This window comes from Paenibacillus sp. Y660 (genome assembly GCF_057221575.1).
Window position 1 is genome coordinate 354,844 of sequence record NZ_JBXBBJ010000002.1, and the last position, 15,887, is coordinate 370,730.

At 48.3% G+C, this 15,887-nt stretch carries 17 protein-coding genes; 6 read left to right on the top strand and 11 right to left on the bottom strand.

Translation table 11 applies throughout. The annotated features are described in order from the left end of the window. The first annotated feature begins 13 nt into the window (after window positions 1-13). Window positions 14-205: a GNAT family N-acetyltransferase gene (locus AC2TDN_RS04635; protein ID WP_484687187.1), complete on the top strand. Its 192-nt coding sequence runs from the start codon at window positions 14-16 to the stop codon at window positions 203-205. Between the two features lie 39 nt (window positions 206-244). Here the strand turns inward: AC2TDN_RS04635 and AC2TDN_RS04640 are convergent, their stop codons facing one another. After that, complete coding sequence (locus AC2TDN_RS04640) at window positions 245-826, bottom strand: GNAT family N-acetyltransferase (protein ID WP_484687151.1); 582 nt, start codon at window positions 824-826, stop codon at window positions 245-247. A 296-nt stretch (window positions 827-1,122) separates the two neighbouring features. Between AC2TDN_RS04640 and AC2TDN_RS04645 the strand changes: the two genes are divergently transcribed. Beyond that, window positions 1,123-2,193 (top strand): SDR family oxidoreductase, encoded by a 1,071-nt coding sequence (locus AC2TDN_RS04645; RefSeq protein ID WP_484687152.1) that lies wholly within the window; start codon window positions 1,123-1,125, stop codon window positions 2,191-2,193. A gap of 64 nt (window positions 2,194-2,257) precedes the next feature. Here the strand turns inward: AC2TDN_RS04645 and AC2TDN_RS04650 are convergent, their stop codons facing one another. The 4 genes from AC2TDN_RS04650 to AC2TDN_RS04665 form a co-directional block, all read right to left on the bottom strand. Next, the gene (locus AC2TDN_RS04650) at window positions 2,258-2,632 is read right to left on the bottom strand and encodes a winged helix-turn-helix transcriptional regulator (RefSeq protein ID WP_482069409.1); all 375 of its coding nucleotides are present in this window, start codon (window positions 2,630-2,632) and stop codon (window positions 2,258-2,260) included. A gap of 591 nt (window positions 2,633-3,223) precedes the next feature. Beyond that, window positions 3,224-4,021: a Cof-type HAD-IIB family hydrolase gene (locus AC2TDN_RS04655; RefSeq protein ID WP_482069410.1), complete on the bottom strand. Its 798-nt coding sequence runs from the start codon at window positions 4,019-4,021 to the stop codon at window positions 3,224-3,226. 76 nt (window positions 4,022-4,097) lie between these two features. Further along, window positions 4,098-4,850 carry a pseudouridine synthase gene (locus tag AC2TDN_RS04660; RefSeq protein WP_484687153.1) on the bottom strand — a complete coding sequence of 251 codons (753 nt, stop codon included), beginning with the start codon at window positions 4,848-4,850 and terminating at the stop codon, window positions 4,098-4,100. Window position 4,851: 1 nt separating this feature from the next. Next, window positions 4,852-6,504, bottom strand: coding sequence for an RsmB/NOP family class I SAM-dependent RNA methyltransferase (locus AC2TDN_RS04665; RefSeq protein ID WP_484687154.1), 1,653 nt, complete (start codon window positions 6,502-6,504; stop codon window positions 4,852-4,854). A gap of 143 nt (window positions 6,505-6,647) precedes the next feature. Between AC2TDN_RS04665 and AC2TDN_RS04670 the strand changes: the two genes are divergently transcribed. After that, window positions 6,648-7,163, top strand: coding sequence for a thioredoxin family protein (locus tag AC2TDN_RS04670; RefSeq protein ID WP_484687155.1), 516 nt, complete (start codon window positions 6,648-6,650; stop codon window positions 7,161-7,163). Further along, window positions 7,160-7,696 carry a PCYCGC motif-containing (lipo)protein gene (locus AC2TDN_RS04675; protein ID WP_484687156.1) on the top strand — a complete coding sequence of 179 codons (537 nt, stop codon included), beginning with the start codon at window positions 7,160-7,162 and terminating at the stop codon, window positions 7,694-7,696. Before AC2TDN_RS04670 ends, AC2TDN_RS04675 begins: the two co-directional genes overlap by 4 nt. A 180-nt stretch (window positions 7,697-7,876) precedes the next feature. On the opposite strand, the gene yjbM is transcribed toward AC2TDN_RS04675, so the two are convergent. Both yjbM and AC2TDN_RS04685 read right to left on the bottom strand, forming a co-directional pair. Next, window positions 7,877-8,680 carry a GTP diphosphokinase gene (yjbM, locus tag AC2TDN_RS04680; RefSeq protein WP_484687157.1) on the bottom strand — a complete coding sequence of 268 codons (804 nt, stop codon included), beginning with the start codon at window positions 8,678-8,680 and terminating at the stop codon, window positions 7,877-7,879. Between the two features lie 17 nt (window positions 8,681-8,697). Next, complete coding sequence (locus AC2TDN_RS04685; RefSeq protein ID WP_484687158.1) at window positions 8,698-9,795, bottom strand: quinone-dependent dihydroorotate dehydrogenase; 1,098 nt, start codon at window positions 9,793-9,795, stop codon at window positions 8,698-8,700. A 174-nt stretch (window positions 9,796-9,969) separates the two neighbouring features. Between AC2TDN_RS04685 and AC2TDN_RS04690 the strand changes: the two genes are divergently transcribed. Further along, entirely contained in the window at window positions 9,970-10,110 is a 141-nt protein-coding gene (locus AC2TDN_RS04690; protein WP_482069417.1) for a hypothetical protein, read from the top strand. Window positions 10,111-10,116: 6 nt separating this feature from the next. Here AC2TDN_RS04690 and AC2TDN_RS04695 read toward each other — a convergent pair whose 3' ends face one another. The 3 genes from AC2TDN_RS04695 to AC2TDN_RS04705 all read right to left on the bottom strand — a co-directional run bounded on the left by AC2TDN_RS04695 (window position 10,117) and on the right by AC2TDN_RS04705 (window position 13,256). Next, window positions 10,117-11,520, bottom strand: coding sequence for a L,D-transpeptidase (locus AC2TDN_RS04695; protein ID WP_484687159.1), 1,404 nt, complete (start codon window positions 11,518-11,520; stop codon window positions 10,117-10,119). 156 nt (window positions 11,521-11,676) lie between these two features. Next, window positions 11,677-11,913, bottom strand: coding sequence for a ferredoxin (locus AC2TDN_RS04700; protein ID WP_053376893.1), 237 nt, complete (start codon window positions 11,911-11,913; stop codon window positions 11,677-11,679). Window positions 11,914-11,969: 56 nt separating this feature from the next. Further along, entirely contained in the window at window positions 11,970-13,256 is a 1,287-nt protein-coding gene (locus tag AC2TDN_RS04705) for a DNA polymerase IV (protein ID WP_484687188.1), read from the bottom strand. A gap of 214 nt (window positions 13,257-13,470) precedes the next feature. On the opposite strand from AC2TDN_RS04705, the gene cimA reads away from it, so the two are divergent. Next, window positions 13,471-15,087, top strand: coding sequence for a citramalate synthase (cimA, locus tag AC2TDN_RS04710; RefSeq protein ID WP_482069419.1), 1,617 nt, complete (start codon window positions 13,471-13,473; stop codon window positions 15,085-15,087). A 60-nt stretch (window positions 15,088-15,147) separates the two neighbouring features. Here cimA and AC2TDN_RS04715 read toward each other — a convergent pair whose 3' ends face one another. After that, window positions 15,148-15,687, bottom strand: a complete 540-nt coding sequence (locus AC2TDN_RS04715; protein ID WP_482069420.1) for a TlpA family protein disulfide reductase — start codon at window positions 15,685-15,687, stop codon at window positions 15,148-15,150. Window positions 15,688-15,887: the final 200 nt, after the last annotated feature.

Below are 15,887 nucleotides of genomic sequence, written 5' to 3' on the forward strand. Positions count from 1 at the left end.
CAGCTTAGACGATCTGATTACCGACAACAACAGCCGTTCCAATGGTTATGCTAAGCTGTTAATTGACTGGTTAGAGTTAGAAGCCAAAAACAATAATTGCGAGCAGCTGCACTTGGATTCTGGCGTTCAGCGGCATGTCGCTCACCGATTTTATCTTAATCGAACAATGGACATCACGGGGTATCATTTTCAGAAGACGCTTTAATCATAAGCGTCTTCCCCTTTTTTGCTTAACAAAAAGCAGCTATTTTATTCTATGAAGCTTGTAATAATTGTATTTCTCGTCTTCCATCTCAATAACATCTATAAATTCAAATCCGCATTTTTGGATGACTTTGTTCGAGGCCGTGTTGCGGATCGAAGCTATTGCGATAAGCTCCTCAACATTTATTTTCTCAAACAAATACTTGATTATGCCTTGAGCCGCTTGGGTCGTATACCCCTTGTTTCTATAATTCTTTGAAATGGCAAACATGATCTCTCTGTTCGGAGGCGGCAATTCTTCTTTTATTCCCGTGCAGCACCAACCGAAAAACTCACCTGTCCTCTTTGAAATAATTCCTAATCGCAATCGGAGCTGCCCAATATTCCCGCCTTCCGCCACAGCATTTAAAAACTGTTTATTTTCAATGGTTTCGTAGTTTATTAACCAATCGAGCCTTTGTTCCTTCGGTACGTTCCAGCCCGGCAAAAATTGTATAATTTCAGATTGCTGAGTAAGCGCGTACAGCTCATCCAAATCCTCGATTCTATATTCCCGTAAAAAGATATCTTCACAATCAATTGTGAAAAGGTCGTTTAATTCTGTCGACGAGAGCGCATTCATATTCCTTCTCCTTCCTTTAACCAGTAGCCGTTCGAATAAAACAATGGTATCACATCTAATGAAATGTCATTTGGGATAAAATAGTTAAAATTGTATTCTACTTGTCCTTTTAATTAATCTTTCCGGTTTCTTGTGCTGCACCATCCACTTTCAAGTCTGTATGACCAGTGTAAACCTCCATATCCCTCCTATATTACTTTCAAGTAACTATATCACTCTAAAGTGCGTACTTTTTATTCACTTCGCCAAGATGCACAATGATGGTGAGACTATTACGGATTAGGAGAGATGATCTTATGGAAATTAAGGAAACGGGACCGCACAAAACCGCTCTTGTCGTTGGAGCCAACGGAGTTATAGGTGGAAATCTGATCGAATATTTGGAGCAGCTCCCCGATTGGAATATTATCGGCGTGTCGCGCCGAGGCGGGGATTCTAGCGGCCGAGCCCGATATATAGCCGTCGATCTGCTAAATGAAAGCGATACACGCGAGAAACTAGGCATTCTATCGCAAGTTACCCATATTTTCTACGCTGCCTATCAAGATCGTCCAACTTGGGCCGAACTGGTCACCCCAAACTTAGCGATGCTTGTCAACGTCGTCAATGCGATCGAACCAAACGCTCCAAACCTGCAGCATATCAGTCTCATGCAGGGCTACAAAGTATACGGCGCACACCTAGGGCCCTTCAAGACGCCAGCCCGTGAAACGGATGCCTATCATATGCCGCCTGAATTTAATGTTGACCAGCAGCAGTTTCTCGAACAGCGTCAGCGGGAAAGCAACTGGACCTGGTCTGCGCTTCGACCTTCCGTCGTATGCGGATTCGCCTTGGGCAATCCCATGAACCTTGCGATGGTTATCGCCATTTATGCTTCCATATCGAAGGAGCTTGGACTTCCGCTCCGTTTTCCCGGCAAGCCGGGTGCCTACAATAGCCTGCTTGAAATGACTGATGCGGGACTGCTGGCTAGAGCCACCGTCTGGGCAGCGACAGATGAACGTTGTGCTAATCAAGCGTTCAACATTACGAACGGAGATCTATTCCGATGGAACGAGCTTTGGCCTAAGATTGCTGCCAACTTCGGTCTCCATACAGCGCCTCCGCTGCAGATGTCTTTGGAGACGGTAATGGCAGACAAAGAAGAGCTATGGAATGCTATGGTGGAAAAGCATGGTCTGGTAAGAAATAGCTACAAGGACGTTTCCTCATGGCGGTTCGGGGACTTTGTGTTTTCTTGGGATTACGATTTTTTTGCTGACGGCACGAAAGCACGCCGCTTCGGCTTCCACGAATTCATTGATACAGAAGCGATGTTTCTGAACATCTTTGAAGATTTGAGACGACGCAAGGTCATTCCATGAACGATTGCTGCACACAAAAAACCGGCCACTGTAATCCAGTGACCGGTTTCTGTCTAATCGCTGATCAATTTTCATCCGACCGTGGTGCACCTGCCAAAATCTTGACCTTATCGCCGTAAACAAGCTCAACATGCCTATCTCCCCATCTGCACAAGAGATGAAGAATCTCTTGCAGACTCCAACCATACTCCGTCAGCTCATACTCGACTTTTGGCGGCACCTGGTTGTAGGAAATTCGTGTAACGATGCCATCCTGCTCAAGTTCCCGAAGCTGCTGAGTCAGCACTTTTTGAGTTACCGAAGGCATTAAGCTCATTAATTCACCGTTGCGTTTCTTGCCAAACGTCAGATGGAACAAAATAACCTGCTTCCACTTGCCGCCGATCACTTCAAGCGTTACTTCCACCGCCGTGTTGTATGTCTTACCCGGTTCCAGCATTGGATTTATATCGCCTCCCTGACTTTACGATATCGTCTTAATCCTATGAGCGCAAGGCACAAATCCTTAACCGGCAAATGACGGAATGGCTGGTATCACGAATTGCAGCATAAAACGATGGGGCATTTGCCTAAAAGTAACGTAATCGAGACAAATGTCCAGTCGCTTGATCTTATTTCACATATAATACCATATACCGAACTAAGGGATATTCAGCTAGGAGCCAGTAACCCAGAATCGGAAATTTCTAAATAGGGGGAATAAGCATGTCCGGTGTACATGGAGGATTTTCGTCGTTAGGCGTAATTTTGGTATTGTTCATTCTTCTGGTAATCATTTCTCGATCAGTCATTTTCTAAATCACGCTTATCCAACATCCAACCATGATGATAAACCCCAGCATTGCGCTCGGGGAACCGAGAATGAAGTTTTACACACCAAATCCAATAAAGGGATCCAATAAGGACTCCCGATATGCAAATAAGCCTTAGAAGCGATTCTAAGGCTTATTTTCTTTAGCTATAAAGAAAGTAAAGTTTCACGCAGAAAAAACGTACATGCAGTTAGATTAACGGGAAGAGCTCCTGTTATTTAGCTCCAAGCGTATTCGCGCAGCGCTCTCGCAACGCCATCTTCAGCGTTTGAGTGAGCGACCGCGTTAGCCGCCAGCTTGACATCCTCCGGGGAGTTCCCCATCGCGATTCCCATTCCTGCAAATTGCAGCATCGTAATGTCGTTATAATAATTGCCAATGGCCAAAATGCGGCTTCGGTCAATGCCCCGAATCTCAGCAAGCTGCTGCAGCGCTTTTCCCTTATTCGCCTCCGCGTGATGAACGTCGATAAAAAAATCGCCGCTGCGTATCGAATGGAGATGCTTCGGCCAGCCGGCCCATTCTGCCTGTACCACATCCATCTTATCTTTGCTGCCGAATACCGTAAATTTCACAAGCCCGCTCGGCAAGCCCAAACGAAAATCTTGAATGGATGGCTTAGCTTCAAACTTGCCGTACATCGCCTCTACTTCTGGTGTCATGCTCTCGACCATCATCTCGAAGGCTGTGTTCAAATCAAAATGGATCGCTTGTTCACGGCAATAATTTACGAAGCTTAGCAGATGATCCGAAGCCATCTCAAATTGATGCACCACAGAACGGTCCTCGGAATTAATCGTAACCGCTCCATTATGAGTAATGATCGTACCGCCAAGTCCAAGCTCCTCCATAACGGGTAGCGCTCCGGATGGGCCTCGCCCCGTGCAAAGCACGATTTGAGCTCCTCGACTCGCTGCCTCTTGTACAGACTCGCGAATAGACTCTGTCAGCACATGGTCATCCGTAAGCAGTGTGCCGTCTACATCCAATGCAATTAAATCATACTGCAGGCTCATACTCCCACTCCTATTCCAATCTCTCTTTTTGTCTCTCTATATCTATATTTTAATTCATGCTTCCTTCAAAAAAGTGCTATTCCGCTGCTCGTCTATGCGTACGAAGCAGCTCTACTTCATCATCGGTCAGCTCCCGATAGCTGCCCTCAGAAAGGGTTTCATCAAGCATTAGCGGACCCATGGATACTCTCTTCAAGTATACGACCTTCTTGCCTACCGCTTCAAACATTCTTTTTACTTGGTGAAACTTACCTTCCATAATCGTAAGCGATATTCGCGATAATGTCTCTTCCTCCTGCTGTTCGCTCCCCAGAATTTGCAGGTCAGCGGGCATCGTAACATATCCGTCATCCAAGGTGACGCCGCTTGCGAATTGCTGCTTATCCGCATCGCCAACCTCTCCTTGCACAAGCGCTTCATAGGTCTTAGCTACATGCTTCTTAGGTGACAGCAGCTCATGAGCCAGCTGTCCATCATTCGTTAGTAGCAGCAACCCCACGGTATCCTTATCCAATCGTCCGACGGGAAAAGGCTCGCGCAGCCGATGCTGCTGCTCCAGCAAATCGATAACGGTACGCTCGCGTCCGTCCTCCGTCGCTGAGATCACCCCCTGCGGCTTATTCAGCATGAAGTAAACAACATCCTTATAAACGACTGGGTCTCCGTCAAATGCAACCACTGCTATATCTGGATCAACAATTAGACCGCTATCCTTGACCACAGCGCCATCTACAGCTACCTTGCCAAGCTTTACCGCTTTCTTTATTTCGCTGCGTGTTCCGAGTCCCATATGGGCCAGCAGCTTATCAATACGAATTCGTTTACTCATTTTACATCCATCTCCATCCTGCCGGAAGCTCATTTTTGATCATGCCTCCGGCATATTTCCCCCACCCGATCGGATAACCATCCGTGCAGACTAATACATAGCCCTTCGCCGGAGCATCCTCATGAACCTGTATATCCGCTTCCTCTACAAATAGCGTTTCCCCTTTGAGAAAACGAATCGTTCGCTCATCCTCCGAGCTCCAGCTAATCGATCGCACCGCTGCCTCGCGAGTTAATCCCATCGCAAGCGGATGGGAGGGCTCAAACCGGCCGCGAACGGCTTCCCCGACGTACCAGCCAGCCCTCACCACACGCAAGCCGTCAAGCGAAGGCAGTCCTTCAGGCTGAATATATACGCGCGAGCCGTATGCGACAACATGTCCTTGCCAGCTTGGTGCGCCTACAGCAAATTGCTCTGCATATTGCTGCCATAACGCGATCGGATTGGTTTCCTCCGCATTCATTTCGGAGCTGTCACGACTACTGCGTGCTGCTCCCTTTTGAGCGGGACGCTCAATACCTGCGTTTGCCCAATCATTTCTCGTCTGGCGCTTGCCAGCGCGCCGTTCATCCCGGTGGCTAGACTTCTTAGCGTCCCGCTTGCCCCCGCCGCTTGGCGTCTCGCGCTTCAAGCTGCCGCCTGTTGGCTGGGATGCTTGCCGACTTATCGGCGCTGCAGCCAATATTGACCCTTCCAGCTCGTCCTCCCGCTCGCCGCTGCGCCTCAATACCGCCGCATAATGGCCTTCTCCCTCGATACGATGCGGCCATAGCCTTACCGTCCCTTGAATCGTTTGCAGCCGTTCATCGTCAAGCTGCGCTGACTCCGATACCAAATCCGCTCTTCCCGCGGACCACCCATGTTGCAGCGGCACGGCTTCAACGTAAAAATCATCATGCTCTGCGAGAAATACAGCGATTTGCTGCTCATTCTCCTCAGGCGAGAAGGTGCAGGTCGAATAGACGATTCGGCCTCCCGGCGCGAGCATGGCTGCGGCATGGCGCAAAATATCACGCTGCATGACCGAGCAGCGCTCGACCCCGTGCTTCTCCCATTCCGCAATCATCGAATCATCCTTGCGGAACATGCCCTCGCCCGAGCAAGGGGCATCAACGAGAATGCGATCGAACCATGCCGGGAAAGCGACAGCGATAGCCTCAGGCTCCTCATTCAGCACAACCGCGTTGCGGACGCCGGCAAGCTCGATATTTTTCGCCAAAGCCTTCGTTCTTTCCCTTGCGTTATCGTTCGTCACCAGCACGCCGCTTCCTTGCAGCTTCCCTGCGATTTGCGTCGATTTCCCTCCAGGCGCGGCACATAAGTCGAGTACGCGGTGCCTAGGCTTCACATCCAGCAATTCAACCGGCGCCATGGCGCTGGGCTCCTGAATGTAATATAGCCCCGCATGATAATGCGGATGCTTGCCGGGACGCTCGCCTTCCTTATAGTAAAGACCATCCTTTGTCCACGGAATCCGCCTTACATTCCCGCTCATGGAAGATAGCTGCATCCACTGCTCAACACCAATCTTCAAACGATTGATTCTCAGGCCATATACTCTTGGCGCATCATAGGAAGACATAAAATCGTCAAATTCATCACCTAACAGTTTTTCCATTTTTTCCGTGAAATTACGCGGCAAGTTGCCGATCATGCACATTTCCTCCTGCCAATTATCATCGATGTCCATGCTCTTACATACACATGCGGCTTTGTTATATAATATATTATAGTTAGGACATGCACTTTTAGGAAAAGGTTGTCCAACCTAAACTCGTTTCGGAGGTAGCCCTATTCATGAAAAAGAAAAAGAAAGTCAAAATGATTTATGTGTACATCGGAATTGTAATCCTTCTATTCGGCTTTATCTTCGTACTGAACAACAGCGGCAAGGATAACCCTTTGTATGGCAAGCCTCTTGCTCAGCTTAACCCAGACACTCGCGCTCAGCTTGACGATCCCAACTATCAGAATATCATATTACCGGCCGTATTGGACAAGAAGGTTGCGGATAAAGAAGATTTCTTCGTCTATCTATTTGCTTCCGACTGCCCGCATTGCCGGGCAACAACACCTAAATTGATGCCGCTCGCAGACGAGCTCGGTATTGATTTGCCGCAATTCAACCTGAGGGAATTTCCGTCTTACTTTAACAAATACAAAGTCGAATATACGCCAACGCTGGCTTATTTCCAAGACGGGGTTGAAGTTGAACGGCTAGAAGGCGGCCTTGCCGAGAATGGCGCAACAGGCTACTCATTAGATGATTTCAAATCATTCTTCAACAAACATTCGGGAGCTGAGTCCAAATGATAAAACGTCAGCGACTTACGGACGAACAGATCGCCGAGGAGCAAGCAAGCTCACGTATTCGCGGTATCATGTATGCCCTGCTTCTAGCATTCGCATTCATCACCTTGCTTACCGCATGCGGCCTCGCGAATGATGACAAGGCCGGCGCTGAGCATCAACACGGCTCTGAAACCTGGCAAACGACAGACTCGTATGACGAGCTGCCAGGCTTTCTCACAGACTATACCCCGCATACGAGCGAGCTGTACAAAGCGGTGCATGAACACGCAGACATCATGAGCGGCGTTACATGCTATTGCGGCTGCTCGGACGGGTTAGCAGTAGAAACGCCGCATGACTCGCTCCTGCGCTGCTACGTGGCTGAGCATCCTGCCGACGAAGGCAGCGTAACTTGGACGAATCACAGCACAAGCTGCGGCATTTGCAAGAAAGAGATGGAGGAGGTTATCGCCTTAAGCAAGCAAGGCAAGACCGCTGATGAAATAAGTAAAGCGATAGACGCTTTATATAAACCTAAGAAATCAAGCGAATAGTCTTGCTAAATTCCGAATTATTTGATGGCAAGGGCTGTCCGGCAAGGTCTGATTAGACCCGCTGGGACAGCCCTTTTGTATTTTAATACGGTACTCATCCGCAAAAAAAGGCGCCTCAGCAGCTTTTTCGCCCCTAAGACACCTTTTTTCCTCGTATATTTACTTTCAGACACTTATCCACTAGCTTTGATTCGCTTTTTTGGCTTTTCCGATTGCCGCTTGAATTTCAAGCGACAGCTTATTCAGCTCATGGTAATCCTCTTTCTCAAACTTCTCGTTGAATTTCATTTGGAACTGCGCGGCATCACGGACCCGGTGATAGAAATAGAGGTCTTGTATGCCGTTCAGCACCTTCGAGACGACGTTGGATTGCTCCTCGAACTCCGTCTGCGCATCCAAAATTTCTTTGCGTATACTCGTCATTTCGGTATCGAGCTGAGAGGCGGCTTCCGCCGCTTTCTTCAGGCGTTCACGCACATCCTCCGGCAAGCTTTCTTTAAACTTGTAATTTAAAGAATGCTCAATCGTCGCCCAAAAATTCATCGCTAGCGTACGGATTTGAATTTCTGCCAGCACGATCTTGTAGCCAAGCGCCGTTTGTACCGGATATTCTACGATCATATGGTAACTGCGGTAGCCGCTGTCTTTAAAGTTCGTAATGTAATCCTTCTCGTATACAAGGGAGAGATCCTTCCGCGTACGTATCAAGCCAGCAACACGGTGGATATCATCCACGAATTGGCACATAATTCGAATGCCTGCAATGTCCTCGATTCCCGTATCCAGTTGATCCGAGGGGACATTCAGCCGTTTTGCTTTTTCCAAAATGCTGGATATTCGCTTAACCCGGCCGGTGACGAATTCTATCGGTGCGTAAGCTTCTCTTATTTTCAGCTCAACCCGCATCGTCTTAAACTTCACTTTAAGTTCTTCAACCGCTTGTTCATAAGGCTGTAAAAAAAGATTCCAGTCTCTACCGTCCATCCGGCCGCCTCCTGTTCTTAAACGTGATCTGCGCCAACTGCCTCGGCAATATTTCGGAAGCCATCCTTGCGCAAGCATTCCTTCAAGCCGTTCGTCAATTCCCTAAGCACACCGGGCCCTTTATAAATAAGCGCCGTATAAATTTCCACCAAGGAAGCTCCTGCGCGGATTTTATCGTATGCATCTTGTGCTGTAAAAATGCCGCCTGAGCCAATAATCGGCAGCTGCCCGCCAGTCTGTCGATAAACGGCGCGAATAACCTCAGTTGAGCGTTCTCGCAGCGGCTTTCCGCTAAGCCCGCCCGCTTCACCGGCATTAGCATGCTGAAGGCCTGTCCGCGATAAAGTCGTATTGGTGGCGATGATGCCCGATACTCCGCTTTCCATAATAGTAGCAACGGTAAGCTCCAGCTGCTCATTCGTCATGTCCGGGGCTATTTTGACGAGAACGGGCTTTGCTTTCTTTCCTACTTTCGCCGCCTGCAGGTTTATTTCCTTTTTCACGGAGCTAAGTAGATTTCTCAGTTCTTCTCCATGCTGCAAATCACGCAGGTCAGGCGTGTTCGGAGAGCTGATATTGACGACAAAGAAATCACCATATGTATACAAATCGCGAATGCAGGTCTGATAATCCTCATGAGCAAGCTCATTCGGGGTCGTTTTGTTTTTGCCAATGTTAACGGCGATAGGTATCCGGTTTATTTTGCGACGTGACAGCTTATCTGCCATTGCAGCTGTACCGTCATTGTTGAAGCCCATCCGATTGATGAGCGCTTCGTCTGGCGGGAGGCGGAACAATCTTGGCTGCTCATTGCCGGCTTGTCCTTTTGGCGTGACGGTCCCGACCTCAGCAAAGCCAAAGCCTACGCTTGAGAAACCGTCCGCTGCCTTGCCGTTCTTGTCGAGCCCGGCTGCTAGCCCCACCGGATGCGGAAAATGGATACCGAACAGATCTGTAGCAAGCTCCGGCGACTTTGCTACGCCGTACATTGCATGCATCAATCCGTTGAGTCCTGGCACAACTCCCCCTGCGGCCAAGCCGTCAATGACGAGGTGATGGGCTTTCTCAGGATCCATTCGAAAAAAAATAGGCTTTAAAATTGAAGAATAAAGCAACTTACCCACTCCGATCTCAGATGTATGTTCTACATGACAGTTTATCGTTTTTGCGGCAAAAAGAAAAGAGCCTGCACGCAAGGTGCAAGCATCCGATATATTGCGGCTTGTCTAGAAAACGATTACAATAAGTTTATATTTATTTTAACTATGTAATAGAGAGGTTGATCGTCGATGAGTTCACCAAAAAGAAAACCGGCAACGATTAAAGCCAAACCGAAGGACGAAGTAAATAAAAAAGCATTAATCTGGATCAGCTCGATCGTTGGCGTTATCGTCATTGCGGTTGCGCTGCTTCTAGTCTTTACTTCGTAAGGCATCTTACGTCAACCATTTATACACCTTAGCGGGATTGGTCTCGTTCTGGCGCGGCTCCAGCTTAAAGCGTTCGGCTGGCTGCTGCTCCTTGGACGGGAGCGTCCCGTTTTTTATTTTGACGACCGTTCCTAGCGGCACCATATCGAACAGCTCTTCAACATCCTCCTTGCTCATGCGGACGCACCCAAGCGATTCGTCTTTACCAATACTGCTTGGTTCATCGGTGCCATGAATGGCGTATAAGGTGTTCGACAGCGTCATGCCCCGACTGCCAAAATCGCCATCGACGCGTCCATTCGGATTTTTCACCTTTTCACTTATGTAGAAGCTGCCCTCCGGCGTCTCATCTCCGCCAAGGCCTACCTTGTAGCTGCGTACAATGATATTCCCTTGAATAACCGCAAGTCGATAAGTTGACTTGTCGACTACGATTTCAAGCGGCCTGCTCCACTCCTTATCCAATATTCCATTTGTGCCTACGATCGAACTCTCAGCTCGTTTTTGTTCCGTTGTATTATCCGATGCCTTCTGACCGTCTTCTTGCTTGTCAACTGCAGCCTCGCCATTTTTGCGACCTTGCTCGGATTTCAGTCTCGACAGCACATCAGCGAACATCGATCTCATTCCCCCGCGCTCGCCCGCAATCGTATTGTTCGGATAGGGACGGATAAGATCATCCAGCTTTTCAGGCCATTTTTTGTTTTTCCGCTCATAGTGGTAGATCGCGCTGGACAGCGTCCAATGCGTCTCTTGCTCTTTGGTCCAATTTTTATATTTCTGAGCGATATCGGACGCCTCAGCTGGCTCGCATAAGCAGGTTTGACGATCGAGCATTGCCACCTGAAGCATGCTGCTTGCGGCTTCCTTCTGAATAGCCATGAGCAGCTTCGTATTTCCCGTCCATTTGCGCCAGCCTGCATCCTCTTCTAGGCGTGCAGCAATGGTTAGCAGCGGCGCTTCTCCCGCCGCGCTCACGAGAGTATTCATAGCGCTGCCCATCGGCTCACGTTCCTTCAGCGGCACAAATACGACTCCGACCGAAGGTGCATCGATCTGTTCGCCAGCTGCAGACTGAGACGCATTCTCTTTAAAAACAGCCCCGTTAGCCGGAATGAATACGGCTACGAGCAGCAGTAAAGCCGCTAACAAAGCTGCTCTCGTGGCTAGCTTTTTTTTCTTTTGCCGCTTCGCCCATGCTTTTAGCAATCGCAGTTGATTTTCCGATAAGGGATGGCTTTCTTCCTCGAAGGCATCATAAACCTCGCCGGCTTGCAGGAAGCAGTAGTTTGCTTTGCCCTCCTTGCCATCGAGCAAATACTGCTTGCCTAGTAAGTACCATCCCATCTTGTTATCAGGGTGCTGCTTCACAAATTGCTTCAAATAGAAAAGATCTTCAGGAGAGTCCATCCCTGATTCCTCCCAACAAACAGTTTACTCTCTTTATCGGCAGGAACGTTTCCCAATTGTATCCCAGCTTTATTTTTTACGCTGCGTGAGACGAACAAAAAAGCTCCCCTCCGCAGCATGTGCCAGCGAAGAAGAGCTTCTCTTTATTGCAATGATTTAGTAATTAAAGGGTACATCTGCAATTTTGATCGAATCAGTAGGACAACCGTCGGCTGCATCCTGCAAATCGTCAAATAAATCTTCTGGAATTTCAGTATTGCCTGTGTTTCCATCTGCTTTATAAATAACTTCTGCAAGACCTTCGTCATCATAATCATAAATGTCAGGTGCAGTTGCTCCGCAAGCTCCACAAGCGATGCACGTATCTTTTTCAACCCAAGTAAACTTACCCATGGAAATTCCCTCCTAAATAAATATACGGAATAATCTCGTCTCTGTACAGTCAAGCTTCACTCATCAATATATAACAAACTATCATCCTTTTGCAAGGATGTACCACGAATTCGTTTATTCCTAATTAAGGTCGAAGGGTCGTCCCCCAGCATGCCAGCGGTGAGAACCGCATCCTCGCCATACTTGTCGCGGAGCCGATCCATCGCCTGAGTAAGCGCCTCCTTGCGGGGCTGCTGCTCATAACTGAATAAATCCAGCTGCAAGGCTGTTTCTTCGAGCAGCGTCAAGTTTTGGAGCGTAATGCCAAGCAGCCGAATCGGTTCGCGCGTTTTCCAATGCCGATCGTACAGCCTGCACGCTTCTCTATAGAAATCTTCCGATTCTTGCGAAGGCGCAGCAAGCGTTTGGGAGCGGGCGATCGTCGTCATATCCGGCTTTCGGATCGTAATCTGAACGGTTGTAGCAACAAGCTTCTGTCTCCGCAGCCTGCGCCCGGTTTGATCGGCTAAATTAAGCAGGACGCGGTAAACGTCCTCGCGAGCGGTTATGTCGCTTGGAAGCGTCGTTGTATGTCCGATTGATTTATTTCTCTCCCTATTCGGATTGACTTCTGAGTAATCCAGCCCGTGCGCAGCCGATTTCATCCAAGATCCGACCACGCCAAAATGCTTATTCAGCATCATTTCGTCTGATTCAGCCAACTGCCCAATCGTGCGTATGTTGAGCTTCGCCAGCTTATCGGCCGTTTTTTTCCCGATTCCGAATAACGTATCGCATGATTTATCCCACAGCACGCTCTTCACATCTCGAATGCGCAATACGGTTAAGCCGTTCGGCTTCTTCATATCGGAAGCCATCTTCGCCAGCAGTTTGTTCGGAGCAAGTCCAATCGAGCATGGGAGCGACCATTCGGACATAATGCGCTGTTGAAGCGCCTCTGCTATTTCCAGAGGTGAGCCAAACATCTTTGATCCGGTAATATCCATGTAGCACTCATCGATGGAAACCGCCTCTACCAGCGGCGTGTATTGTCTGGCAATGGCCATGAAACCGTGTGAGTATTTGCGGTATAAATTAAAATCCGGCTTTATTAATATAAGCTCGGGGCATAATTTAAGTGCCTGTCTAACGGTCATGCCGGTCTTGATCCCTTTGCTCCTTGCCGAATACGAGCAGGTGACGAGAATTCCCTTGCGCTGCTCAACGCTGCCCGAAACCGCAGTCGGCTTATTCTTATATTTCTCAGGTTCCTCTGCTTCATGCACGGAACAGTAGAAGGCATTCATATCCAAATGAATGATTACGCGGCCTTTAGCCGGATAATGCTCATTCACATTTTTCATTATCATTCAAAAGCACCGCCTATTCGAAGCAAATTGCCCACATAAGCTTAATCATCCCCAGCATACAATTGCAATAGGGCCAAGTCAACGAAGCTCGAAAAAGCGGACAAAAAATAATACCACCCTCTCTACTTTCATTGTGACAAGTGTTATAATTGTACATTATGATTCGAAAAGGCTAAAAAAGGCTATTAGTGAAGGAGGCGTCCCGTTTATGACAACAAACATTTCCATATTTGATACGACGCTGCGTGACGGTACACAAGGTGAAGGGATCAGCCTGTCGGCGGATGACAAGTTAAAAATTGCCCAGAAGCTCGATGCGTTGGGCGTTCATTATATCGAGGGCGGCAATCCAGGAAGCAACAGCAAGGATATTGAATTTTTCCAACGGATCAAATCATTTAGCCTAAATGCCAAGATCACCGCTTTCGGCAGCACTCGTCGCAAAAATAGTCTAGCTGAGCAGGATGCCAGCCTTGTCCGCATTGCTGAATCCGGCGTACCGGCAGCTACGCTTGTAGGCAAATCATGGGACTTCCATGTACATACCGCCCTGCAAACGACGCTCGAGGAAAACCTGTCGATGATTTATGATTCCATCGCATTTCTGAAGCATAACGGCATGGAAGCGTTGTTTGATGCAGAGCACTTTTTTGACGGCTACAAAAACAATCCGGAATACGCCATCTCCGTACTAAAGAAAGCGCAGGATGCCGGCGCGAATTGGCTCGTTCTTTGTGATACAAACGGCGGTACGCTTCCGAATGAAATCCACGATATCGTAACGCGCGTGAAGCAGGAGCTTACAGCGCCAATCGGCATTCATACGCATAATGATTGTGAGCTTGCCGTTGCAAACTCACTGGCTGCTGTAGGAGCTGGCGCACGCCAGGTTCAAGGCACGATTAACGGCTACGGCGAGCGCTGCGGCAATGCCAACCTATGCTCGATCATACCTACTCTCCAAATTAAGATGAATTACGATGTGCTGCCGGAGGAAAAGCTGCGCACTCTAACCGGAACGGCCCGTTATGTTAGTGAAATCGCGAATGTGCATATGCCCGTTGGCCAAGCTTATGTCGGCAATGCCGCATTTGCCCACAAAGGCGGCATTCATGTCTCCGCGATCATGAAAGACTCCAAAACCTATGAGCATATTCAGCCTGAGCTTGTTGGAAATAAGCAGCGTATACTCGTCTCTGAGCTTGCTGGCCAAAGCAACATCATTTCAAAAGCCAAGGAACTTGGGCTTGATGTTACGGCGAACAACGAGAAAACAAAGCTTATTATGGATCAGATCAAAGAGCTTGAGCATCAAGGATATCAATTCGAGGGAGCCGACGCTTCTATGGAGCTGCTGCTTCGCGAAGCATTCGGCGGCGAGGTTAAGGAAGTTTTCAAGGTTGAATCGTTCAAGATGCTCGTAGAAAAAACGAATGGCCTAATGATTTCCGAAGCAATCGTCAAAATCAACGTCGGCGGACAACAGGTTTATACAGCTGCTGAAGGCAACGGACCGGTCAACGCCCTCGATAACGCCCTGCGCAAGGCGCTGGTGCAGTTTTATCCGAAGATTGAACAAATCCATCTGTCCGATTATAAAGTCCGTGTAATCGACGAGAAGGACGCTACAGCCGGTAAGGTACGTGTTCTTATCGAATCGACTGGGCTCGATAATACATGGAGCACGGTAGGCGTCTCCAGCAACGTTATTGAGGCAAGCTGGGAAGCACTTGTCGACAGCATTCGCTACGCCCTGCTAGGCATGGATAAAGTAGATAGCGCGCATGTTGATCCATTAGATCGAATGGGACTCGTGAATCATTAAACTACAAAAAGGCTGGCAGCACGTCAACAATTGACATGCTGCCAGCCTTTTTTTCGCCTGTTACATCCACTTCTCAATGAGACGTTGCCATTCTTCATAGGTAATGACGCCATTGATCCGCTCTCTTATGACGCCTTCGCTATCGATAAGGAACGTTGTCGGAAATGTATCCACCTTGTACTGCTTCGTTACATCGCCATTGCGATCCATCAGAATCGGAAATGTAAACTCATGCTCATTCACAAAATCTCTAGCCGCCCGTTCTTTATCGTACTTCGTAGCATTGACGCCATAAAGCTTAATCACATCTCCATACTGCTCATGAAGCCGCTGCAGATCCGGTGCTTCCAGCTCGCAAGGTCCGCACCAGGAAGCCCAAAAGTTAACGAAAGTAAGCTTGCCTTGCTTACCGCCCACCTCATAGGACTGCTCGTCAAGTGCCGGAAGCTTGAAGGCTGTCGCCTCAAATCCCGCCTTGGGCTTAAAGCCATCGGCAGGAGCTGCTATCGTAACCGAATTAGGATCATCATTTTTATATTGGAATACAGCTAAGCCAGCAAACACGAATGCAATTGTAAAAAGCGCTATAATGCGTTTCATAAAGTATCTTCCTTCTCTCGCAATATCATTATTCAGTATGGCTTCATGGTATCATTCACCGTATGGAAGCTCAAGGCGCGGGGCATATTAGCCATAAAATCGTCACGTTTAACCAGGAGCCCTCTGTCTTAATTCTCAAACAGGACCTAAATCTATTGTCGGTTATCATGCTTCCATTCATACCCCAAACCAAATATTGT